Below are 19,643 nucleotides of genomic sequence, written 5' to 3' on the forward strand. Positions count from 1 at the left end.
AGGACTTCCCCGGCGTGTACGGCGAACTGAGCAAGGGCATCAACACCATGATGTTCGAGCACCTGGACGCCATCGTCGAGGCGGTCGAGATCCTCAACGAATACGCCAACGGCGATCTGCGCCGCGACGCGCGCCGGCTGCCCGGCAGCCGTGCGGTGCTGCACGAGTCGATGGATGCGGCCAAGGCCAGCCTGCTGGCGATCAATACCGAGATCAAGCGCCTGGCCGCGTCGGCCGCGGCCGGCGACTTCAGTGCCCGCGGCGATGCGGCCAGTTTCCAGCACGACTTCCGGCTGATGGTGCAGGACCTCAACGCGATGATGGAGGTCAGCGACCGCAACCTGGGCAAGCTGTCCGCCCTGCTGCAGGCGATCGCCGCCGGCGACCTCACCGCACGCATGCACGGCGACTTCCATGGCGTGTTCGCGCGGATGCGCGACGATGCCAACGCCACCGCCGACCAGTTGACCGGCATCGTCGGCCGCATCCAGACCGCCGCGGTCAGCATCAATGCCGCCGCCAGCGAAATCGCCACCGGCAACGACGACCTGTCGCGCCGCACCGAGCAGCAGGCCGCCAGTCTGGAAGAAACCGCCGCGTCGATGGAGGAGCTGACCTCCACGGTCAAGCAGAACGCCGAGCACGCGCGCCAGGCCAACCAGCTCGCCAGCGGCGCGGCGTCGGTCGCGTCCCAGGGCGGTGCCGTGGTCGGTCAGGTGGTCGAGACCATGAGCGGCATCGAGGCCTCGTCGAAGAAGATCGCCGACATCATCGGCGTGATCGACGGCATCGCTTTCCAGACCAATATCCTGGCGCTCAACGCGGCGGTGGAAGCGGCACGTGCCGGCGAGCAGGGCCGCGGGTTCGCGGTCGTTGCCAGCGAAGTGCGCACCCTGGCGCAGCGTTCGGCCAATGCCGCCAAGGAGATCAAGACGCTGATCGACGATTCGGTGACCCGCGTCGCCGAAGGCTCGGCGCTGGTCGACCGGGCCGGCAGCACCATGCAGGAGATCGTGGCGTCGGTGCAGCGGGTGACCGACATCATGGGCGAGATCTCGGCGGCGTCGCAGGAGCAGTCGGCGGGCATCGAGCAGGTCAACCAGACCGTCACCCAGATGGACGAAAGCACGCAGCAGAACGCGGCGCTGGTGGAAGAAGCCACGGCGGCGGCGCGCTCGATGGAGCAGCAATCGGTGGAGCTGACCCAGGCCGTGGCGCTGTTCAAGCTGGACGGCGCGCCGGCTGCGGCGCCGATGCCGGCTCCGTTGCCGCGCGGCAGGCACGCGACGCAGACGATGACGCGCAGTCCGCGCCCGCAGGCCGCGGTCGCACCGGCACGCCGCGCGCCGTCGTTCGCGGCGGCGGTGGCGCTGGACAAGGACTGGCAGGAGTTCTGAGTCGTTGCGGTCCGGTCGCCGGACTGTCGTTGGTGCGGCCGCCTTCCTCGGAAGGCGGCCGCACGCGTTTGCCGATCGCTCGCCGGGCGACGGGGCCGATCAGGGCACCCGCGTCCGCCGATCGACGGCGCTGGGTCACGCTGCGGCCGCCGGGCGCGGCCGCAGTGCGGTCGGCACTTACTGCGGCGGCTTGGTCTGCGGGCTCTTGATCACGTACGAGGTGATGTACTCGCCGTTGGAGCCGTAGACCACCACGATGGTGGTGTTGGCGTCGCGGTAGACCACGGTGGCGTTGCACGGGCAACTCGCCGCGGCGGTGACCATGCCTAGCGGTTGGTTCTTCGCGTCGTTGACCGCGATCATCTGCTCCTCGGCGGCGGTGCCGATCGGCAGCCGTGCCTCGGTGCCCGGCGTGGCGGTGAGCACGGTGATGACCTCGTCCCGCAACGAGTTGATCTGTACGAAGCGCAGGCCGGCCTTCTCGAACGTGTAGACCTTGAACAGCGGCGACAGGCTGACGTTCTTCTTGCCGATGGGCAGGCGTTCGCCCATGCCCTGGATGGCATCGGCGGCGTTGAGCGGTGCGCGCTCGGCGGCCTGCAGGCAGGGCACGGCCAGCGCGGCCGCCAGCACCGTCAGGGTCAGCAACGGTTTGATCATGGTGTCTCTCCTTGTCTGGATGGTACGGACCTGTACGCCATGGGACGAGCGGCAGCCGTGGTCCTTTCCGGCCGGAGCGCCCGCAACGGGCCGTCTCCCGGTCCGTCGTCGCCTGCCGTCCTCCTGGCTCAGCGTGCATGCCCTCATCGGCTGGTACGGAGACAGGAGATTCGGTGGGCGTCGAGTTCAGTATTTCTGACGTTAGTATCGCTGTCAATATGCTAAATCAACGAGATGGAGCAAAAGTCTGCGATGGCTGCGGGTAAGGAATATCCGTACATGTCGGGCATCGAGCGGTGCCGTCGTCTTGCCGGACGTGGGAGGGCCGCCAGCAACGCGCTCGCCGTCCGCCCCGGCGGTGTGGATCGCGGCCGCGTGCGCGGATCCGCGCTGCGTTGCAGCAGCCATGCCGCCGCTGTGCGCCGATCCGCGCTCGCAGGCGGCCAAACGCGCGCGTAGCCGCACGGCATCGTCGCCAGCCTGTATCGTGTCGCGTTTTCCGCACCCGACCGAGCCGATGCCGCATCCGTCCGCGCCTGTCCCGCCTGCCGCCGCACCCGCCTTGCGCCATGCGCTGAAACCGCGGCAACTGATCATGATGGGATTGGGCAGCGCGATCGGCGCCGGCCTGTTCCTGGGCTCCGGCGTCGGCGTGCACGCGGCAGGGCCCGCGGTGCTGATTTCCTACCTGGTCGCCGGCGCGCTGGTGATCATCGTGATGAACGCGCTGGGCGAGATGGCGGCGGCCAAGCCGGCCAGCGGTGCGTTCTCGGTGTACGCCGCCGACGCGATGGGTCCGACTGCCGGCGCCACCGTGGGCTGGCTGTGGTGGCTGCAGTTGGTGATCGTGATCGCCGCCGAGGCCGTGGGTGCCGCCGGCCTGCTGGCGACGGTGTGGCCGGGCTTGCCGGTGCCGTTGGCCGCGATCGCGTTCATGGCCGCGTTCACCGCGATCAACCTGCTGGGCGTGCGCAATTTCGGCGAGTTCGAATTCTGGTTCGCCATCCTCAAGGTCGCGGCGATCGTCGGCTTCATCCTGGTCGGCATCGCCTTGCTGGCCGGCTGGCTGCCCGGGGTGGCCTCGCCGGGCCTGTCCAACGTCACCGGCAACGGCGGCTTCGCGCCGAAGGGCCTGGCTGGCATCGGTGCCGCGCTGCTGGTGGTGGTGTTCGCGTTCGGCGGCACCGAGATCGTGGCGGTCGCCGCGGCCGAGACCGCCGACCCGGAGCGCAGCATCGCCCGCGCCATCCGCACCGTCGCCTGGCGCATCCTGGTGTTCTACATCGGCTCGCTGAGCGTGATCATCGCGGTGGTGCCGTGGCAGAGCGAGGCGCTGAGTTCGCCGTTCGCCGCGGTGCTGCAGGTGGCCCGGATTCCCGGCGCCGCCACCGGCATCACCCTGATCGCGGTGATCGCGCTGCTGTCGGCGCTCAACGCCAATCTCTACGGTGCCTCGCGGATGATCTTCTCGCTGGCCCAGCGCGGCGAAGCGCCGCGCGCGCTGGCCGCGTCCAGCCGCCAGCAGGTGCCGTGGATGGCGGTGCTGGCCAGCGTGCTGTTCGGCTTCGTCGCCGCGGTGCTGGAGCTGCTGTATCCCAACCGCGTGCTGCCGGTGCTGCTGAACATCGTCGGCGCCACCTGCCTGCTGGTGTGGACGATCTCGCTGCTGTCGCAGCTGATCCTGCGTGCGCGCGCCGACCGCGCCGGCACCCGCCTGCCGTTCCGCATGCGCGGCTATCCGGTGCTCACCGTGCTGGCGCTGGCGATCCTGGCGCTGATCTTCGGCCTGCTGGTGGCCTCGCCGGATACCCGCACGCAGTTCCTGTCGATGGCGGCGCTGACCGCGGTCATTGCCGTGGTCAGCGGCGTGGCGCGGCGGCTGCGCGCGGGGTAGGGCGCGCGCTCCAGCGGTGGCGGCATGCCGTTGTGGGAGGGACTGCCGTCTCGATGCGTGAGGGTGTCGGCCGGTGTCGGGCTTCGCTCGTCGCGACTGACGTCGCTCCCACAGGCGCGGGCTCCGCGCGCGTCATGTCCGCTGCCGTAACAGCGGCGCTTGTTGCTTTTCATGGATCAACCGCGGCAGTTGCCGTGGTAAGTCTGTCGCGGCTGAAGCCGCTCCTATGACGGCACCGCCAGCTCGCAGACTCCCTCGTAGTAGCGGCTTCGGCCGCGACGCGGTGCGGTAGAAGCCGCCGCGGCCGACCCGCGGTCGCTGCAGGCCGAGCCTGGGTGCCCATCCCGCGGGCTTGGCCGCCATGGGCAATCCGCGAAGTGGGCGCGCGCGACTCAGCCCAGCAGCAGGCGCGCACCCAGCGCGCACAGCAGCGCCGGCGGCATCACCAGCGCGCCGACCTTGAGGAAGCGCCAGAAGCCTACGTCCTCGCCTTCGCGGCGGATCGCGGTGAGCCACAGGATGGTCGCCAGCGAGCCGGTGATCGACAGGTTCGGGCCCAGGTCCACGCCGATCAGCAGCGCGTCCACCACCAGTTGCGGCGGCTGCGCCTGGGCCACGGTGGTGCTGGCGATCAGGCCGGCGGGCAGGTTGTTCATCAGGTTGGAGCCGAACGCCAGCAGGGTGCCGGCGATGCCGGCGGTGGCCTGCGGCGAGTGCGCAGCGGCGTCGGCCAGGGTACGCGCGAGCAGGCCGATCACGCCGGTGCGCGACAGCGCCTCCACCAGCACGAACAGGCCGGCGACCAGCGGCAGCACCGACCACGACACCGCCTTGGCCATCGGCAGCGGCGACTGGCGGCCACCCAGGCACACCACGCCCAGCGTCGCCAGGCCGGCCAGACAGGTCGGCAGGCCCAGGTCCAGGCCGAGCGCGGAGACGCCGACCAGCAGCGCGGCGGTGGCGAGGATGCCGACCAGGGCGAAGGTGCCGCCGCGGGTCAGCGGCACCGTGTCCACGCGCGTGGCGCAATGTCCGGTCAGGTCCTTGCGCTCGGCCCAGCGCAGCATCACGAAAGTCACTCCGATCGCCAGCAGCGACGGCAGCGCGAACGCGGCCATCCACGCGCCAAGGGTCGGCATCTTGCCGCCGTACAGCACCAGATTGGCGGGGTTGGAGATCGGCAGCACGAAGCTGGCGGCGTTGGCGATCAGCGCGCAGGCGAACAGCAGCGGCAGCGGCTTGGCGCCGGCCTTGCGCGCGGCCGCGTACACCGCCGGGGTCAGCACCACCGCGGTGGCGTCGTTGGACAGGAACGCGGTGACCACGATGCCGACGCCGAACACCAGCGCGAACAGGCGCTGGGTCGAGCCCTTGGCCAGGTTCACCGCATGCATCGCCACCCAGTCGAACAGCCCTTCGGCGCGCGCGGTCTCCGACAGCAGCATCATGCCGATCAGGAACAGATAGACGTCCAGGCCCTTGAGTACCGCCTGCCACGCCTCGCCGCCGGGCATCAGCCCCAGCACCATCAGCAGCAGCGCGCCGCCCACCGCCCAGCACGCCTCGGGCAGCTTGAACGGCCGCGCGATCACGCCGGCCGTGGCCAGCGCGCAGATGCTCCAAGTGGCGAAATTGGCCGTGTGCGCGCCGGGCATGCTCATGCCGCCGCAGCCGTGGCACGGGCGCCAAGGCGCGTGCGCGAGCAGGCCGCCGGGGCAGGGCAGGGGAGGGCAACGAGAGCGGGCACGGGCACGGGCATGGGGCGTCGGGCAGCGGAGTGCGAGGGGCGTGCAGGATAGCAGCGGGGCAGGTGCAGGCCGGGCTGGCATGGGCGCTCTGGCGCCCGCGGTTTAGCTTGCGTAGACACGCGCGGCGTGGCGGGCCGTATATCGATGCACGCCCGGGCCGCGCGGCGCCGCGGTGCCGCTACCCCAGATGGCGTGCGAGCCATCCTTGCACGAACGCCACCGGCCCGGTCCGCGGTGGTGGCGTCAGCCCGGCGCTGCGCACGAAGCCGGCGGCGGCCTGCGCCAGCGTCTGGTTGGAACGACGCACGGCCTGCTGCGCGGCCGCCTGCTGCTGGCGCAACTGCACCAGGTGCAGCGACGGCCGTCCGGGCGGTGCGAACTTCTGATCGCGGCGCAGCGCATCGGCGGACAGGCGGGTGGCCTGGCTTGCCTGGTGCAGCGCGTCCAGCGCATCCAGCACCTGCAACAGCCAGCGTCCGCTGTCGCTGAGTTGCAACGCAGCGGCGTCGTCGTGTGCCGGCACCAGCAGTGGCGGAATCGCCGCGCCGGCGACCACCGCTGCGCTCGGTTGCAGGGCGCGCAGGCGGGCGTGGAACGCGGTCTGCGATGAAGAGGGGGCGGTCGCCATGCCGGGCCTATGCACGAAAGCGCGGACTGTACGCGGTTTCACGCAACGTTGCGCAGCGATTGGCGTTGCAGCGGTAGCGACGTCGCGGCCAGCCACCGGCTGGCACGTGCCGTTTCAGTGCGTCTCCCCAACGCGCGGCGCATGCTTGAGCACGCGCCATTGGTGTAGCCGCGCTCAGTTGTCGGCGGTCGTCTGCGTGGCGGCGTCGCTGCGCTTCTGCGCGAACAGCCACTGCCACATCTTCGGGTCGCGGTAGGTGGCATCCCAGGCGTTGTGGTTGCCCTGCGGGTATTCGGTGTAGCGCACGTCGGCGTCGAGGTTCTTGAATGCACGGACGATCTTGCGGTCGTCGTGCGGCAGCACCACGTCGTCCTGGGCGCCGTGGAAGATCCACACCGGCACGTGCCGCAGGCGCTGCGCCAGGGCGCTGTAGGGATCGGCCAGATAGGCCACCGGCGTCACCACCAGGTATTCGCGGTCTTCGTGCGGGGAGAGGATCGCGCCGCAGATCGGTACCAGCGCAGCGAAGCGCTGCGGCTGCTTCAGGGCGATCTCCCAGGTGCCGTAGCCGCCCATCGACATGCCGGTCAGGTAGGTGCGCTGCGGGTCGCCATTGAACTCGGCACTGCTGTCGTCCAGCGCCTGCAGCGCCATGGTCGCGTTGGCGCCGTTCCATTCCTCGCCGTCGGGTGCCTGCGGCATCACCACCAGGGCCGGGAAATCGGCCAGGTGGCGGCGCAGGTACGGGCCCAGTCCAGCCGTGGTCTGGTCGCGGCCATCGTCGCCGCGCTCGCCGGAGCCGTGCAGGAACAGCACCACCGGCACCGGGCCCTGGCGATGCGCCGGCGCCGGCACGAACACCTGGTAGCGATAGACGCGCCCGTCGAGGCTGAGCTGGCGGCTGACGAAGTGGCCGGTGGCCGGGTCGCTGGGCAAGCTGCTGCAGCCGACCATCGACAGGCACAGCAGAAGCAGCAACGAACGCATCGACATGGCCGGCCCTCGGATGGGAAGGCCGCAGTATCGTGGGCGGGACGTCTCCGCGACAACCCGGGCAGGGGCGGCGGACATGCGCCAGTCAGCCGGCGGCCAAGGCGCGTGCTGGCGTGGCGTGCCCGTCGTGCACCGGTGGATGCGGCGACGCGCGCTGCTGCCGCTCCGTGCGGCGCGCCGGCGGGAACCGCGCCCGCCGTACGCACACGCCTTACAGCAGGACCAGGGTGGCCAGGCCGAGGAAGCTGAGGAAGCCCATCACGTCGGTCAGCGTGGTCAGGATCACCCCGCCGGCCAGCGCCGGATCGAAGCCCAGGCGCTTGAGCGTCAGCGGCACCAGCACGCCGCCCAGCGCGGCGGTGAGCAGGTTGATGGTCAGCGCCGAGCCGATCACCAGCGACAGCAGCGGCTGCTTGAACCACAGCAGCACGATCAGGCCCAGGCCGATGCCCAGCGCCAGGCCGTTGATCAGCGCCACCGCCAGTTCCTTGCGCAGCAGCACGATCACGTTGGAGGCGCCGATCTGGCCCAGCGCCAGGCCGCGCACCATCAGTGCCAGCACCTGGGTGCCGGCGTTGCCGCCCATGCCGGCCACGATCGGCATCAGCGCGGCCAGCGCCACCAGCTTGGCGATGGTGCCCTCGAACTGGCCGACCACGCTGGAGGCAATGAAGGCGGTGCCGAGGTTGATCGTCAGCCACAGCAGGCGGCGCCGGAACGCGCGCCGCACCGGGCTGAACAGGTCCTCGTCCTCGTCCAGGCCGGCGGCGCTCATCGCCTGGTGCTCGGCCTGGTCGCGGATGATGTCGACCACGTCGTCGATGGTGATGCGGCCGAGCAGGATGTTGTTGTCGTCCACCACCGGCGCGGAGATCCAGTCGTGGTCGGAGAACTGCCGCGCGACCTCGTCGGCGCCTTCGCCGACGTCGATCGCCGGCTGCTCGTCGTCGATCAGCCGGTTGATCGGGGTGGAATCCTCGTGGGTCACCAGCGCCGCCAGCGACACCCGCCCCAGGTACTGGTGGCGGCGGCTGACCACGAACAGGTGGTCGGTGTGGTCCGGCAGTTCGCCGCGCAGGCGCAGGTAGCGCAGCACCACGTCGACATTGACGTCGGCGCGCACGGTGACCACGTCCGGGTTCATCAAGCGGCCGGCGCTGTCCTCGGGATACGACAGCACCTGCTCGAGCCGCTCGCGGTTCTCGCGGTCCATCGACTTGAGCACTTCGTCGATGACCGTGTCCGGCAGGTCCTCGACCAGGTTCGCCAGGTCGTCGATGTCCAGGTCTTCGACCGCGGCGACGATTTCGTCGGGGTCCATGTCCGCGAGCAGGCTCTCGCGCACTTCCTCGCCGACGTGGACCAGCACCTCGCCGTCGTCCTCCGGATCGACCAGCCCCCACACCACCTCGCGCTTGCCCGGCGGCAACGACTCCAGCAGGTTGCCGATCTCGGCCGGCGCCAGCGTATTGACCAGCCGCCGCACCGGGCCCAGGCGCCCGCTGTCCAGCGCATCGGACAGCATGCGCAGCTGCCGCGCGGTCTTGTCGTGGCGGACGGCGTCGGCCATGCGCTGCTCCCTTGGGGTGAGGCCGCGCTCCGGAGAAACGCGGTGGGTCAGATGTTCATCCCAACATTATCGCCTGCATGTTGCGGGAAGCACAGTGTTGGTGGGGCCGGGAGTGGGGAATGGGGAATCGGGAATCGCAAGTGCAGAGCGAAGCAGGGTCAGTGCGCTGGGAGAAAAGCGACGGGGTAGCAAGCGAAAAACTGCTCTTGGGGAAGGGGACGAGAGGCAAAGGGCAGGGGGCAGGAACAGGGGAGCAGGGGAATAGGTAGCACCGAGAAGGAAGCAGAGAGCAGTGCAGAAGCCAGGAAGGCAGAAAGCCAGGGAGAGGGATGTCGATCGGAATGACGCATCTACGCCGGCACGCGGGCGACGGTTTTTTGTGGGAGGGACTTCAGTCCCGACGCGATAGGGTTTCAGGCGTCGGGACTGAAGTCCCTCCCACAAGGCAATGCCGCAACACGCACGGGAACTACCCGATCGCGCAGCCCAGCCAGCGCTCGATGCCCTTGCGGTCGCGCGCCTGCAGCAGTTTGGCGCCGCGCTGGCGCAGGGTCTGCAGGTCGGTGTCGCGGATCACCTGGCGTACTTCCAGCATCGTCGCCGGGTGCAGGCTGAACTCGCGCAGCCCCAGCGCCAGCAGCATCGGCGTCAGTGCCGGGTCGCCGGCGATCTCGCCGCACACCGCCACCGGCTTGCCATGGGCCTGGCCGGTGGCGATCACCTGCGCGATCAGCCGCAGCACCGCCGGATGCAGCGGCGAATACAGCGCGGCCACTGCTTCGTTGTTGCGGTCTGCGGCGAGCAGGTACTGCACCAGGTCGTTGGTGCCGATCGACAGGAAGTCGATCGTGTCGATGAAGGTATCCAGGGCCAGCGCTGCGGCCGGCACCTCGATCATCGCGCCGAGTTGCACCTGCTCGGCGATGGCATGACCGTCGCGGCGCAACTGCGCGGCGATGCGCTTGAGATGGCGGCGCATCGCCAGTAGTTCCTCGCGCGTGCTGACCATCGGCACCAGCACCCGCACCGGGCCGTAGGCGGAGGCGCGCAGCAGCGCGCGCAACTGGGTGTCGGAGACCTTGGGCCGGGCCAGCGACAGGCGCACGCCGCGCAGCCCCAGCGCCGGGTTTTCTTCGTTGCTCATGGTCAGGCCGGTGCGATCGGCCTTGTCCGCGCCCAGGTCCAGGGTGCGGATGGTGACGGGCCGTCCGCTCATGCCCAGCACCGCGTCGCGGTAGGTATGGAACTGTTCTTCCTCGTCGGGCAGGGCGTCGCGCTGCAGGAACAGGAATTCGGTGCGGTACAGGCCCAGGCCGTCGGCGCCCAGCGCATGCGCGCGGGTGACGTCGTCGCGCGACTCGGCATTGGCCAGCAGGGTGATGTCCACGCCGTCGCGGGTGCGGCTGGGCTTGGAGCGCAGCTTGCCCAGGCTGCGCTGCAGCTTGGCCTGCTCGCGCACGCGGCTGCGGTAGTCGCGCAGGTCGTCCGGGGTCGGGTCGACCAGCACCGCGCCCTGGGTGCCGTCGATGATCAGCACGTCGCCGTCGTTGATCTTCTGCAGCGCGTCGGCGACGCCGACCACCAGCGGCAGGTGCAGGCTGCGCGCCAGGATCGCGCTGTGCGAGAGGGTGCTGCCGGCGCTGGTGACGATGCCGACCACGCCCTGCGCCTGCAGTTGCGCCAGTTCCGACGGCGCCACGTTCTCGCACACCAGAATCTCGCCGGCCAGGCCTTCGCTGTCCGGCTGGCGCTTCTGCAGGAACGCATGGATCCGCCCGATCACATGGTCCAGATCGTCCATGCGGCTCTTGAGGTAGGCGTCTTCCATGTCGTCGAACACGGTCGCCAGGCGGTCGCGCTGCAGGCGCAGCGCGTAGTCGGCGCTGTAGCGGCCGGTGCGGATCAGTTCGTCCAGGCCGTGCAGCAATTCCGGGTCGTCGAGCAGCAGCGCGTGCAGGTCGAGGAATTCGCCGACCTCCTTGGCCAGGGCGCCGTGCAGGCGCTGGCGCAGGCCGTGCATCTCCTCGCGCGCGGCGTCCACCGCGCGGTGCAGGCGGTCGAGTTCTTCGGGGATCTGCGCGGCGCCGATGCGTTGCTCGGCCACCTCCAGCGCATGCGGCAGGCGCACCCGCGCCCGGCCCAGGGCATTGCCGCGCGAGGCGCCATGGCCGGCGATACGCACGCTCACCGCGCGTGCCCCGTGCGGCGGCACCGCGTCCCTGCCTGCGGCCGCCGGCGGCGCATGCTCAGCTGTCCTCGTCGAAGCGCCGCTCGAACAGGTCGACCACGGCCTTGAGCGCCTCGGCTTCGTCGGCGCCGTCCACCCGCACCGTCACCGGCGTGCCTTGCGCGGCGGCCAGCAGCATCACGCCCATGATGCTCTTGGCGTTGACCTCGCGGCCCTTGGCCGCCAGCGTGGCGTTGCAGCGGAACGAGGACAGCGTCTGCACCAGCTTGGCAGTGGCGCGGGCGTGCAGGCCGAGGCGGTTGGAGACCAGCAGTTCGCGTTCAAGCATCGTCGATCACCACGCCGTTGCGCGAGCCGGCGGCGGCGGTCGCGGGCAACTGCTCCAGTCCTTGTTCGGGGTAGTTCATGATCCGCAGCAGCATCGGCAGGCTCAACGCCGAGACGCGCCGCACCGGCGTGCCCAGGCGCGCCAGCCGTGCGGCGAGGTTGCTCGGGCTGGCGCCGTACAGATCCGTCACCACCAGCACGCCATCGCCGTCGTCCACCCGCCGCAACGCGGCAGATGCGTTCGGTAGCAGCGCGTCGAGGTCGGCGTCGAACGGCACCTCGAAGGCTTCGGTTTTCAGCGGCAATTGCCGCAACAGCCGGGTCGCCACGCTCAGCAGCGCGGCGCCGATCCCAGGGTGGGTGATGAGGAGAATGCCACAGGCCATGGGAGAACGTTAACAGGTCAGGCAGGGCGCAGGGAATGCCTGTGGGGAGCGGAGATTGGGGATTCGGAATTGGGGATTCGCAAGAGCCAGAGCAATGCCGCTTTTGCCAATCCCGAATCCCCGATCCCGAATCCCGGCTTTTCGATCAATCCTGCTCGCGATGGAAGGTCGCCACTTCCGGCCAGCCCTGTTCGCGGGCGTGGCGGGCCAGGCGTTCGGCCAGGTACACCGAGCGGTGCTTGCCGCCGGTGCAGCCGAAGGCGATGGTCACGTAGCTGCGGGTGTCGTTGCGCAGCCGCGGCAGCCAGGTGTCGAGGAAGTCGATCAGTTGCGCGGTGTAGCGCTGCACGTCCGGCTGCGCGTCCAGGTACTCGCGCACGCCGCTGTCGCGGCCGGTCATCGGGCGCAGTTCCGGGTCCCAGTGCGGATTCGGCAGCACCCGCGCATCGAACACGAAATCCGCCTCGGCCGGCACCCCGCGCTTGTAGGCGAAGGACTCGAACAGCAGCGACAAGGTGTTCTCGGCGGACAGTGCGAACTCGGTGGTGACCCGCCGGCGCAACTGGTGCACGTTGAGCGTGCTGGTGTCGATCACCGCATCGGCCGCCGCGCGCAGCGGCTCGGTCAGGGCGCGCTCGCGCTCGATCGCCTCCGGCAGCGACAGACCCTGATGCGACAACGGATGGCGCCGGCGGGTGTCGGCGTAGCGCTTGATCAGCGCCTCGTCGTTGGCGTCGAAGAACAGCAGCCGCGCATCCAGGCCGAACTGCGCCACCGCCTCGCGCCAGCGCGAGAGCTGGGTCAGGTCGCTGTGGCGGCTGCGCACGTCGATGCCCACCGCCAGCTTGCTGGGGCCGGCGTCCTCGCGCACCAGGCTCTTGACGAAGGCCGGCAGCAATTCCACCGGCAGATTGTCGACGCAGTAGTAGTCCAGGTCCTCGAAGGTCTTCAGCGCCACCGACTTGCCGGAGCCGGACAGGCCGCTGACGATGACCAGGGTGGAGGTGTTGGCGCCGGCGGTCATGGGGTGCGCCGCTCCAGCAGGTTGCTGTGGCGGGCGATGAACATCGCTGCCGGATCGATGCCCTTGGTGCGCAGGATGTGCAGGCGCGTGGCGGCCTCGGTCAGCACCGCCAAGTTGCGGCCGGGCATCACCGGCAGGGTGATCAGCGGCACGTCCAGGTCCAGCACGTGGCGGGTGCCGGAATCGCCGGTGAGGCGCTCGTAGCCGTGGGGCGTGGGCTCGGTCATGGGCCGGGTCAGATGCACGATGAGCCGAAGGTACTTGTTCTTCTTTACAGCCGTGTCGCCGAACATCTCACGCACGTTGAGCACGCCGAGCCCGCGCACTTCCAGCAGGTCCTGCAGCAGTTCCGGGCAGGTACCGTCGAGCACGTCGGGGGCGATCTGGGTGAATTCGGGCGCGTCGTCGGCGACCAGGCGGTGGCCGCGGCTGAGCAGTTCCAACGCCAGTTCGCTCTTGCCCGAGCCGGCCTCGCCGGTGATCAGCACGCCGATCGAGTAGATCTCCATGAACACGCCATGCAGGATCACCCGCGGCGCCAGCGTGCGTGCCAGGTGGTAGGAGAGGTGATTGAGCAGTTCGTGGCCGCGCTTGGGCGAGACCCACAGCGGCGTATCGGATTCGTCGGCGGCCGCGCGCAGGTCCTCCGGGCACGACTGGTTCTTGGTGACCACCAGCGCCAGCGGCCGCACCTGCACGATCTTCTCGATGGTCTCCCAGCGCTGGCGCGCGTCCAGCGAGTCCAGCCAGGCCAGCTCCTCGGTGCCGAGGATCTGCACCTTGTTGGGGTAGATGGTGTTGAGGTAGCCGGCCAGCGACGGCCGCCGCGAGACCGCATTGCCGGCCTCCAGCACCCGGTGCTCGCCCTTGTGCCCGGCCAGCCAGCGCAGGCCGAGGCGGTCGCGCTGCTGGTCGAACAGCTCGCGTGCGTCGATGCTGGTGTTCATGCGGCGGCCCGTGGCGCGCCGCCGAGCAGCGCATACAGTGCGGCGGCGTCCGGCGCGTTGCGCAGGGCGTCGCGGAATTCCTGGATGGAGAGCTGCTCGGCCAGTTCGGACAGCAGCATCAGGTGTTGGTGGGTGTAGTGCGCCGGGACCGCCATGGCGAAGATCAGGTCGACCAGGGTGCCCTGGCCGTCGAAATCGATCGGCTGTTGCAGGCGCAGCAGTGCGCCGCGTGGGGCGTCCAGGTCCGGCGCGCGGCCGTGCGGGATGGCGATCCCATGGCCGATGGCGGTGCTGCCGAGCTGCTCGCGCTCGCGCAGGCTGGCGAAGAGTTCATCGGCGCCGGCCTGCTGGCAGGCCAGCAGACCGGCAGCGGTGTGCAGCAGGGTGTCGCGATCGGCGGCCGGAAGCACCTGGGTGCTGACGGCCGCCATCAGATCGGTCAAGGGCATGGCGGCGCAACGTGGGGAGGATCACGCGAGATTGTCGCGCACCTCGGCCGCATGGTGGTCGTGCTTCTTTTCCTTGTGCTTGATGATCAGCCGGTCCAGCTTGTCGGCGAGCAGGTCGATCGCCGCGTACATGGTCTGCGCGGTGGCGTCGGCGTGCAGGGTGCGGCCGGGGACATTGACCGTGGCCTCGACGTGATGGTCGGGCTTGCGCAGCGCCAGCTGGGCGCGGACCTCGATGGTTTCCTCGTAGTGTCGCTTCAGCCGTTGCAGCTTGGTCTCCACATACTCGCGCAGGGCGGGGGTGACTTCGATCTGCTGGCCGTAGGTCTCGATACGCATCGGATACTCCTTGGTTCGGGTTTCACACCTATGAACCATCGCCGCCGCCGCTAGCCGATTCGAACGCGTTCGTGGGAGGCGGAAATGTTCATGGCCTCACGATACTTCGCCACGGTGCGGCGCGCTACAGGCACGCCGGCACTTTTCAGCAGGTCGGCCAGCTTGGCGTCAGAAAGTGGCTTGCGCGGATTCTCCGCCTCGATCAGCCGGCGGATCATCGCCTGGATCGCGGTGCTGGAGGCTTCGCCGCCGCTGTCGGTGTCGATGCCCGAGGCGAAGAAGGCGCGCAGCGGGATGGTGCCGCGCGGGGTGCGCACGTACTTGCGGGCGATGGCGCGCGAGATGGTGCTTTCGTGCAGGCCCAGTTCGCCAGCGATCTCGCGCAGGGTCAGCGGCCGCAGCGCCTGTTCGCCGAACTCCAGGAAGCCGGCCTGCTGCTTGAGCAGGCACCGGGTCACCTTGAGCAAGGTCTCGCCGCGCGCCTCCAGGCTCTTCAGCAGCCAGCGCGCTTCCTGCAGTTGCCCGCGCAGGTAGCCGGCGTCGCTTTCGCCGCACTGGCGGATCAGCCGCTCGTAGCCGCGGTGGATGGTGACCTTGGGTTGCGCATGCGCCGACAGCGCTGCATGCCAGACGCCGCGCTGACGCCAGACCACGCAGTCCGGCACCACGTAGGTGTCGCTGCCCAGTTCGCCGATCTGCTTGCCCGGGCGCGGGTCCAGCGAGCGCAGCAGCGTGACCGCGGTGTCGACCTCCGCCGTCGGCCGCTTGAGTTCGTGGGCCAGTCCGGCCACGCCGCTGCGCGGCAACCGCTCCAGCGGACCGTTGGCGATGATGCGGGCCAGCGCCAGCCCCGGCGTGTCCTCGGGCAGGATGTCCAACTGCAGGGTCAGACACTCGCCCAGGCTGCGCGCGGCGATGCCGGCCGGGTCGAAGCGCTGGATCTGGTGCAGCACGGTGAGGATCTCGTCCTCCTCGGCGGCGATGTCCGGGCGCAGCGTCTCGGCGATCGCGGCCAGCGGCTCGCGCAGATAGCCGTCGTCGTCCAAGGCGTCGATCAGCGCCGCGCCGATGCTGCGGTCGCGCGCCGACAGGGGCGACAGGTGCAACTGCCACAGCAGGTGATCGATCAGGGTGTCCGGTTCGGCGACGCGTTCGGCCGCGTTGCCCAGGTCGTCGTCGTCGAACGAACCGCCGCTGCCGCCGGCCCAGGCCGGCTCGGCGTCGGCCCAGTCGGCGCCGTCGGCGGCCTGCGTGGCTTCGCCGCGGTCGCCATCGCCGTCGCTACGTGTCTCGCCTGCCGCGTGGTCGCGGTCAAGTCCGTGGTCGGCGCCTTCGCTGCGTTCGAACGCCGGTGCAGCGTCCTCGGACCACTCCAGCAGCGGATTGCTCTCCACCGCCTCGGCGATCTCCACCTCCAGCTCGGCGCTGGACATCTGCAACAGCTTGATCGCCTGCCGCAACTGCGGCGTCATGACCAGGTGCTGTCCCAGCGATGTCTGCAGCCGTGCTTTCATCCGTCGTGTGTACTCAGCAGTGAAGCGGTTCTGAATCTTAGCGTTGTCTCAGAGAAGTTACCTGCGCTTGGCGGTAGGGGCTCCTGTGATCGCACTTAACATTTTTGTTGACGATGGATTAATTGGTGTGATATGTATCACGGGCGCGAGCTTTGCAATGGAGTTTGCGCGGATAATCAATGGCTAATACAAAAGGAGTTTGTTTACTATGGCCGTGCCAGTTTTTGCTAAGAAGCTTGCAGGTGTTTTATTGCTTGCGGTTACGACGACAGCGTTTGCAGACTCCGTTAGCATCAATGGGGTTAATTATAGTTGCACCAATAGTTGTGTCGTTACTATCAGTGGCAGTAATGTTCATGTCGCCGATTGTTGTGGCGGTCAAGTAACGATGCGGTTCAATACTCCGGGCACTCCTAAGCCTGGGAATTAATAAACAGTTGCGCCCCTGAAATGGGGTGCCTATACGTCTTGTGCTAATCGGGAGTGCGATGAAAAAGAAGCGGCTTTTGTTTTTCTCTTCCATCGCGCTCCTTGTTTTTGGGGTATTTTATTTTTTTGGATCTTCTTTGCTGTCTGTTGGAAGCATTGGCGACACGCCTGGGTCGGCTGCCCGACTGCGGCAGTCCGTTGATGCAGTTAATGCGGGGGATGATTCAGGTGGAATTCGAGCTGGAGTTCCTAGTAATCCCGTAGTTGGGGAGGGACTCAATGCTGTTGATGGCGGGAGTAAGGAAAATAAAGCGGAAGTGCCGATCGGTGAGAGTGCTGTGCTCTCCGGCGATGCTCTGTCTTTAAGTAAGGCAAAAAAGCTTCTCGATAAAGATAATTTCCCGGTGCTGCTACGCGGTTTCGCGGGTAAGTATGCTGGCGATCCGGAGGCTCAGGAATTAAAGAAAATTTATCTGTCTACGATGAAGGAGAAGCTTGCGGTACGCAATGATGTTAGTGGTATCGATTTTGAGTGTGGCACCTCTGTGTGTGTCGGCGAGGTGAATATGTCTGGAAATAAAGACGATGAGGGTCTTGTTTCTGGAATTTTTGGTCCTCCTACTCCGGCTTATGGGTTGCTGGAAACGTCTGAGGTCGTTGGGGGAGGGGTGGAAAAAAGGTTTGTTTTTTCCACCGATCCTAAGGTCAATGCGATATCCTCAAACTAACATCAAAGTTTGAATGTTTCTCCGAGGTAAACTCTTCTCACCTCTGAGTTCGCAAGAAGCATTTCCGGGGAGCCCTGCGCCAACACGCTGCCTTCGTTGAGGATATACGCCCGGTCGCAGATTCCCAAGGTTTCTCGCACGTTGTGGTCGGTGATTAGCACGCCGATGCCGCGCTGCTTGAGGTGGGTGACGATGCGCTGGATTTCGCCGACCGAGATCGGATCGACGCCGGCGAAGGGCTCGTCGAGCAGCATCAGCCGCGGCTTGGCCGCCAGCGCGCGGGCGATCTCGCAGCGGCGGCGTTCGCCGCCGGAGAGGCTGGCGCCAAGCTGGTCGGCGACGTGGCTGATCTGCAGTTCGTCCAGCAGCGCCACCAGTTCGCGTTCCTGTCCGGCGGCATCCAGGTCCTCACGCAGTTCCAGCACCAGGCGGATGTTGTCGGCGACGCTGAGCTTGCGGAACACCGACGGTTCCTGCGGCAGGTAGCCGACGCCGAGCTTGGCGCGCTTGTACATCGGCAGCGCGGTGATGTCGTTGCCGTCGAGCACGATGCGCCCGGCATCGGCGTCGACCAGGCCGACGATCATGTAGAAGCAGGTGGTCTTGCCGGCGCCGTTGGGACCGAGCAGACCGACCACTTCGCCGGCCTCCAGGGTCAGCGCAAAATCGCGCACCACTTCGCGCTGCTTGTAGCGCTTGCGCAGGCCTTCGGCGAGCAGCATCACTGGCCTCCTTGTTTCGCAGGCTTGGCCGGCTTGGCTGGCGTCGCGGCCGGTTTGGCGGCAGGCTTCGCGCCGTTCGCAGGCGTGCCGGCCGGAGCAGCGCCAGCGTTCTTCGGCTGGATCACCGTGTGCACGCGGGTGCCGTCGCCGCCGCCCTGCATGTCGCCGGTCTTGGTGTTGTAGACCATGCGCTGGCCGGCGTTGGTGCCCTTGGGCGAGGTCATGCGGTAGTTTCCGGTGAGGATCACCGTGTCGGTGGGCACCTTGTAGTCGATGTTGTCGGCGACCGCGTCCATCGGCGAGCCGTCGTCCAGTTCCTGCTTCAGGGTGGCCTGCTTGCCGGTCAGCACGACGCGATCGATGTCGCCGTTCTTGCGGAACAGGTCGGCGGTATCGGCATGGATCTCCAGCGTGCCCTGGATGATGACGACATTGCCGAAGAAACGGACCTTGCCGTCGTCGGCCATCATGTTGCCGTCCTGCGCGTCGGACTTGATGTCCATCGGCTGGTTGCGATCGGACGACTTGGCCAGCGCCAGGGTCGGCAGCAGCAGGGCGAGCAGGGCGAGCTTAGCGGGCAGCATTCGGTTCATAACGGGACTTGACCTGTGAAAGGAGCTTGTACTGCCGGGATTTCAAGTCGACCTGGAAGCCGACGCCGGTCTGCATCATACCGGGCCGGGTCATGGTGACCGGGTCGGCGGTGCGTGCGCTGTTGGTCTGCGGGAAGACGTCCAGGCTCTGGGTACGGAAGGTGGTGGGCGGGATGCTGGGCACCTTGGGGCTGTCGCCGGCGACGTCGTCGCGCAGGCGCAGTTCGTCGCCGTTGGCGCTGACCCAGCCGGTCTTGCTGCGCATTTCCCAGTGCTGGCCGTTGGCGTCGGGCAGCAGGAACAGCGGAGTCACGATCGACATGGTCTGATCGGCGCGGCTGCGTTCCATCTGCGGCGCGCGCAGGGTCATCGCTTCCTTGCCCTGCTTGTCCAGGCTGACGATCTCGAAGTCGCGGGCGATGTAGTCCACGCTGGCTTCGTCGGACGGATTGCGGCTGGGCTTGCTGCGCTGGTTCCAGGCCGACCAGCCGCTGATCAGGGCGCCGACCAGCAGCAGGCCGCCGAGAGTGGTACGCCAGTTCATGCGCCATGCTCCTGCAGCAGGGACGGGACGTGGCCTTGCGCCGCCAGCAGCACGTCGCACAGTTCGCGGGCGGCGCCTTCGCCGCCGCGGGCGCGGGTGGTCCAGTGCACGTGTTCGGCGGTCCAGGGATGGGCGTTGGCCGGTGCCACCGCCAGGCCGACCACGCGCAGCGGCGCCAGGTCGGGCAGGTCGTCGCCCATGAAGCAGACCTGCTCCAGGCCGATGCCGCGCTCGTCGCACAGCGCCTGCACCCCGGCGCGCTTGTCCTTGACCCCGATCTGCACCAGCAGGCCCAGTTCCTGGCCGCGCTTCTCCGCGGCCAGGCTGGGCCGCGCGGTGATCAGCGCCACGTCGATGCCGTGCCGGCGCAACTGCACCAGGCCCTGGCCGTCGAGCACGTTGAAGGCCTTGCTCTCGTTGCCGTCGCGGTCGTAGTACAGGCGGCCGTCGGTCAGCGTGCCGTCCACGTCGAAGCACGCCAGGCGAATCCGGGCGGCGCGGTCGATCAGGTCGGCGGGAAGGTCGGCCAGCGGGGAATAGGGCATGTTCGGGATATCGGGGCG

General features: G+C 68.2%; 20 protein-coding genes. 3 read left to right on the forward strand and 17 right to left on the reverse strand.

Features of this window, described 5'->3' with window-relative positions; all coding sequences use genetic code 11:
• Positions 1–1,397: methyl-accepting chemotaxis protein (locus ACHWVH_RS05640; protein WP_295963556.1), on the forward strand; the 1,397-nt coding region annotated here is incomplete at its 5' end.
• Positions 1,398–1,574: 177 nt separating this feature from the next.
• Here ACHWVH_RS05640 and ACHWVH_RS05645 read toward each other — a convergent pair.
• Positions 1,575–2,057 (reverse strand): hypothetical protein, encoded by a 483-nt coding sequence (locus tag ACHWVH_RS05645; RefSeq protein ID WP_267117801.1) that lies wholly within the window; start codon positions 2,055–2,057, stop codon positions 1,575–1,577.
• A gap of 517 nt (positions 2,058–2,574) precedes the next feature.
• On the opposite strand from ACHWVH_RS05645, the gene ACHWVH_RS05650 reads away from it, so the two are divergent.
• A complete protein-coding gene (locus tag ACHWVH_RS05650) occupies positions 2,575–3,951 on the forward strand; it encodes an amino acid permease (RefSeq protein WP_152244994.1) in 1,377 nt (458 codons plus the stop codon).
• Positions 3,952–4,343: 392 nt separating this feature from the next.
• Here ACHWVH_RS05650 and ACHWVH_RS05655 read toward each other — a convergent pair whose 3' ends face one another.
• The 12 genes from ACHWVH_RS05655 to ACHWVH_RS05710 form a co-directional block, all read right to left on the reverse strand.
• Positions 4,344–5,612, reverse strand: a complete 1,269-nt coding sequence (locus tag ACHWVH_RS05655) for an arsenic transporter (RefSeq protein ID WP_267099354.1) — start codon at positions 5,610–5,612, stop codon at positions 4,344–4,346.
• A 265-nt stretch (positions 5,613–5,877) separates the two neighbouring features.
• Positions 5,878–6,327, reverse strand: coding sequence for a hypothetical protein (locus tag ACHWVH_RS05660; protein ID WP_295927922.1), 450 nt, complete (start codon positions 6,325–6,327; stop codon positions 5,878–5,880).
• Between the two features lie 174 nt (positions 6,328–6,501).
• Positions 6,502–7,320 carry a prolyl oligopeptidase family serine peptidase gene (locus tag ACHWVH_RS05665; RefSeq protein WP_017915553.1) on the reverse strand — a complete coding sequence of 273 codons (819 nt, stop codon included), beginning with the start codon at positions 7,318–7,320 and terminating at the stop codon, positions 6,502–6,504.
• Between the two features lie 211 nt (positions 7,321–7,531).
• Positions 7,532–8,890 carry a magnesium transporter gene (gene mgtE, locus ACHWVH_RS05670; protein ID WP_017913818.1) on the reverse strand — a complete coding sequence of 453 codons (1,359 nt, stop codon included), beginning with the start codon at positions 8,888–8,890 and terminating at the stop codon, positions 7,532–7,534.
• Positions 8,891–9,359: 469 nt separating this feature from the next.
• Positions 9,360–11,078, reverse strand: coding sequence for a phosphoenolpyruvate--protein phosphotransferase (gene ptsP, locus ACHWVH_RS05675; protein ID WP_026143486.1), 1,719 nt, complete (start codon positions 11,076–11,078; stop codon positions 9,360–9,362).
• Between the two features lie 58 nt (positions 11,079–11,136).
• Positions 11,137–11,406 (reverse strand): HPr family phosphocarrier protein, encoded by a 270-nt coding sequence (locus ACHWVH_RS05680; protein WP_010344110.1) that lies wholly within the window; start codon positions 11,404–11,406, stop codon positions 11,137–11,139.
• The gene (locus tag ACHWVH_RS05685; RefSeq protein WP_017910659.1) at positions 11,399–11,791 is read right to left on the reverse strand and encodes a PTS sugar transporter subunit IIA; all 393 of its coding nucleotides are present in this window, start codon (positions 11,789–11,791) and stop codon (positions 11,399–11,401) included. Before ACHWVH_RS05685 ends, ACHWVH_RS05680 begins: the two co-directional genes overlap by 8 nt.
• A 145-nt stretch (positions 11,792–11,936) precedes the next feature.
• Positions 11,937–12,815, reverse strand: a complete 879-nt coding sequence (rapZ, locus tag ACHWVH_RS05690) for an RNase adapter RapZ (RefSeq protein ID WP_295927911.1) — start codon at positions 12,813–12,815, stop codon at positions 11,937–11,939.
• On the reverse strand, positions 12,812–13,762 hold the full coding sequence (hprK, locus tag ACHWVH_RS05695) for an HPr(Ser) kinase/phosphatase (protein WP_209029729.1): 951 nt from the start codon (positions 13,760–13,762) through the stop codon (positions 12,812–12,814). The genes rapZ and hprK overlap by 4 nt, the downstream gene beginning before the upstream one ends.
• Entirely contained in the window at positions 13,759–14,211 is a 453-nt protein-coding gene (locus ACHWVH_RS05700) for a PTS sugar transporter subunit IIA (protein ID WP_394686828.1), read from the reverse strand. The genes hprK and ACHWVH_RS05700 overlap by 4 nt, the downstream gene beginning before the upstream one ends.
• 21 nt (positions 14,212–14,232) lie before the next feature.
• The gene (hpf, locus tag ACHWVH_RS05705; protein WP_152236581.1) at positions 14,233–14,550 is read right to left on the reverse strand and encodes a ribosome hibernation-promoting factor, HPF/YfiA family; all 318 of its coding nucleotides are present in this window, start codon (positions 14,548–14,550) and stop codon (positions 14,233–14,235) included.
• Between the two features lie 50 nt (positions 14,551–14,600).
• Positions 14,601–16,064 (reverse strand): RNA polymerase factor sigma-54, encoded by a 1,464-nt coding sequence (locus tag ACHWVH_RS05710; RefSeq protein ID WP_267123167.1) that lies wholly within the window; start codon positions 16,062–16,064, stop codon positions 14,601–14,603.
• Between the two features lie 488 nt (positions 16,065–16,552).
• Here ACHWVH_RS05710 and ACHWVH_RS05715 point away from each other — a divergent pair, with 488 nt between their 5' ends.
• Complete coding sequence (locus ACHWVH_RS05715; protein ID WP_267123168.1) at positions 16,553–17,221, forward strand: hypothetical protein; 669 nt, start codon at positions 16,553–16,555, stop codon at positions 17,219–17,221.
• Positions 17,222–17,223: 2 nt separating this feature from the next.
• Here the strand turns inward: ACHWVH_RS05715 and lptB are convergent, their stop codons facing one another.
• From lptB to ACHWVH_RS05735, 4 genes are read right to left on the reverse strand one after another with little or no spacing between them, the layout of a single operon-like run.
• Positions 17,224–17,943 carry an LPS export ABC transporter ATP-binding protein gene (gene lptB / locus ACHWVH_RS05720; RefSeq protein WP_010344103.1) on the reverse strand — a complete coding sequence of 240 codons (720 nt, stop codon included), beginning with the start codon at positions 17,941–17,943 and terminating at the stop codon, positions 17,224–17,226.
• On the reverse strand, positions 17,943–18,536 hold the full coding sequence (gene lptA, locus ACHWVH_RS05725) for a lipopolysaccharide transport periplasmic protein LptA (protein ID WP_267099351.1): 594 nt from the start codon (positions 18,534–18,536) through the stop codon (positions 17,943–17,945). Before lptA ends, lptB begins: the two co-directional genes overlap by 1 nt.
• On the reverse strand, positions 18,514–19,080 hold the full coding sequence (lptC, locus tag ACHWVH_RS05730; protein ID WP_152182017.1) for an LPS export ABC transporter periplasmic protein LptC: 567 nt from the start codon (positions 19,078–19,080) through the stop codon (positions 18,514–18,516). The genes lptA and lptC overlap by 23 nt, the downstream gene beginning before the upstream one ends.
• Positions 19,077–19,625 (reverse strand): HAD family hydrolase, encoded by a 549-nt coding sequence (locus ACHWVH_RS05735; RefSeq protein WP_017910666.1) that lies wholly within the window; start codon positions 19,623–19,625, stop codon positions 19,077–19,079. The genes lptC and ACHWVH_RS05735 overlap by 4 nt, the downstream gene beginning before the upstream one ends.
• Positions 19,626–19,643: the final 18 nt, after the last annotated feature.

The sequence above is a fragment of the uncultured Xanthomonas sp. genome (genome assembly GCF_964278005.1).
Classification (GTDB): Bacteria; Pseudomonadota; Gammaproteobacteria; order Xanthomonadales; family Xanthomonadaceae; genus Xanthomonas_A; species Xanthomonas_A sontii.

Bases quoted from the DNA above. Each gene is read 5' to 3' on its own strand.
- ACHWVH_RS05700 (WP_394686828.1), bottom strand. From the start codon at position 14,211: ATGCCCTTGACCGATCTGATGGCGGCCGTCAGCACCCAGGTGCTTCCG.
- hprK (WP_209029729.1), bottom strand. From the start codon at position 13,762: ATGAACACCAGCATCGACGCACGCGAGCTGTTCGACCAGCAGCGCGAC.
- lptB (WP_010344103.1), bottom strand. From the start codon at position 17,943: ATGCTGCTCGCCGAAGGCCTGCGCAAGCGCTACAAGCAGCGCGAAGTG.
- ACHWVH_RS05655 (WP_267099354.1), bottom strand. From the start codon at position 5,612: ATGAGCATGCCCGGCGCGCACACGGCCAATTTCGCCACTTGGAGCATC.
- ACHWVH_RS05660 (WP_295927922.1), bottom strand. From the start codon at position 6,327: ATGGCGACCGCCCCCTCTTCATCGCAGACCGCGTTCCACGCCCGCCTG.
- ACHWVH_RS05645 (WP_267117801.1), bottom strand. From the start codon at position 2,057: ATGATCAAACCGTTGCTGACCCTGACGGTGCTGGCGGCCGCGCTGGCC.
- ACHWVH_RS05710 (WP_267123167.1), bottom strand. From the start codon at position 16,064: ATGAAAGCACGGCTGCAGACATCGCTGGGACAGCACCTGGTCATGACG.
- hpf (WP_152236581.1), bottom strand. From the start codon at position 14,550: ATGCGTATCGAGACCTACGGCCAGCAGATCGAAGTCACCCCCGCCCTG.
- ACHWVH_RS05685 (WP_017910659.1), bottom strand. From the start codon at position 11,791: ATGGCCTGTGGCATTCTCCTCATCACCCACCCTGGGATCGGCGCCGCG.
- rapZ (WP_295927911.1), bottom strand. From the start codon at position 12,815: ATGACCGCCGGCGCCAACACCTCCACCCTGGTCATCGTCAGCGGCCTG.
- lptA (WP_267099351.1), bottom strand. From the start codon at position 18,536: ATGAACCGAATGCTGCCCGCTAAGCTCGCCCTGCTCGCCCTGCTGCTG.
- ACHWVH_RS05735 (WP_017910666.1), bottom strand. From the start codon at position 19,625: ATGCCCTATTCCCCGCTGGCCGACCTTCCCGCCGACCTGATCGACCGC.
- lptC (WP_152182017.1), bottom strand. From the start codon at position 19,080: ATGAACTGGCGTACCACTCTCGGCGGCCTGCTGCTGGTCGGCGCCCTG.
- ACHWVH_RS05650 (WP_152244994.1), top strand. From the start codon at position 2,575: ATGCCGCATCCGTCCGCGCCTGTCCCGCCTGCCGCCGCACCCGCCTTG.
- ACHWVH_RS05665 (WP_017915553.1), bottom strand. From the start codon at position 7,320: ATGTCGATGCGTTCGTTGCTGCTTCTGCTGTGCCTGTCGATGGTCGGC.
- mgtE (WP_017913818.1), bottom strand. From the start codon at position 8,890: ATGGCCGACGCCGTCCGCCACGACAAGACCGCGCGGCAGCTGCGCATG.
- ACHWVH_RS05715 (WP_267123168.1), top strand. From the start codon at position 16,553: ATGAAAAAGAAGCGGCTTTTGTTTTTCTCTTCCATCGCGCTCCTTGTT.
- ACHWVH_RS05680 (WP_010344110.1), bottom strand. From the start codon at position 11,406: ATGCTTGAACGCGAACTGCTGGTCTCCAACCGCCTCGGCCTGCACGCC.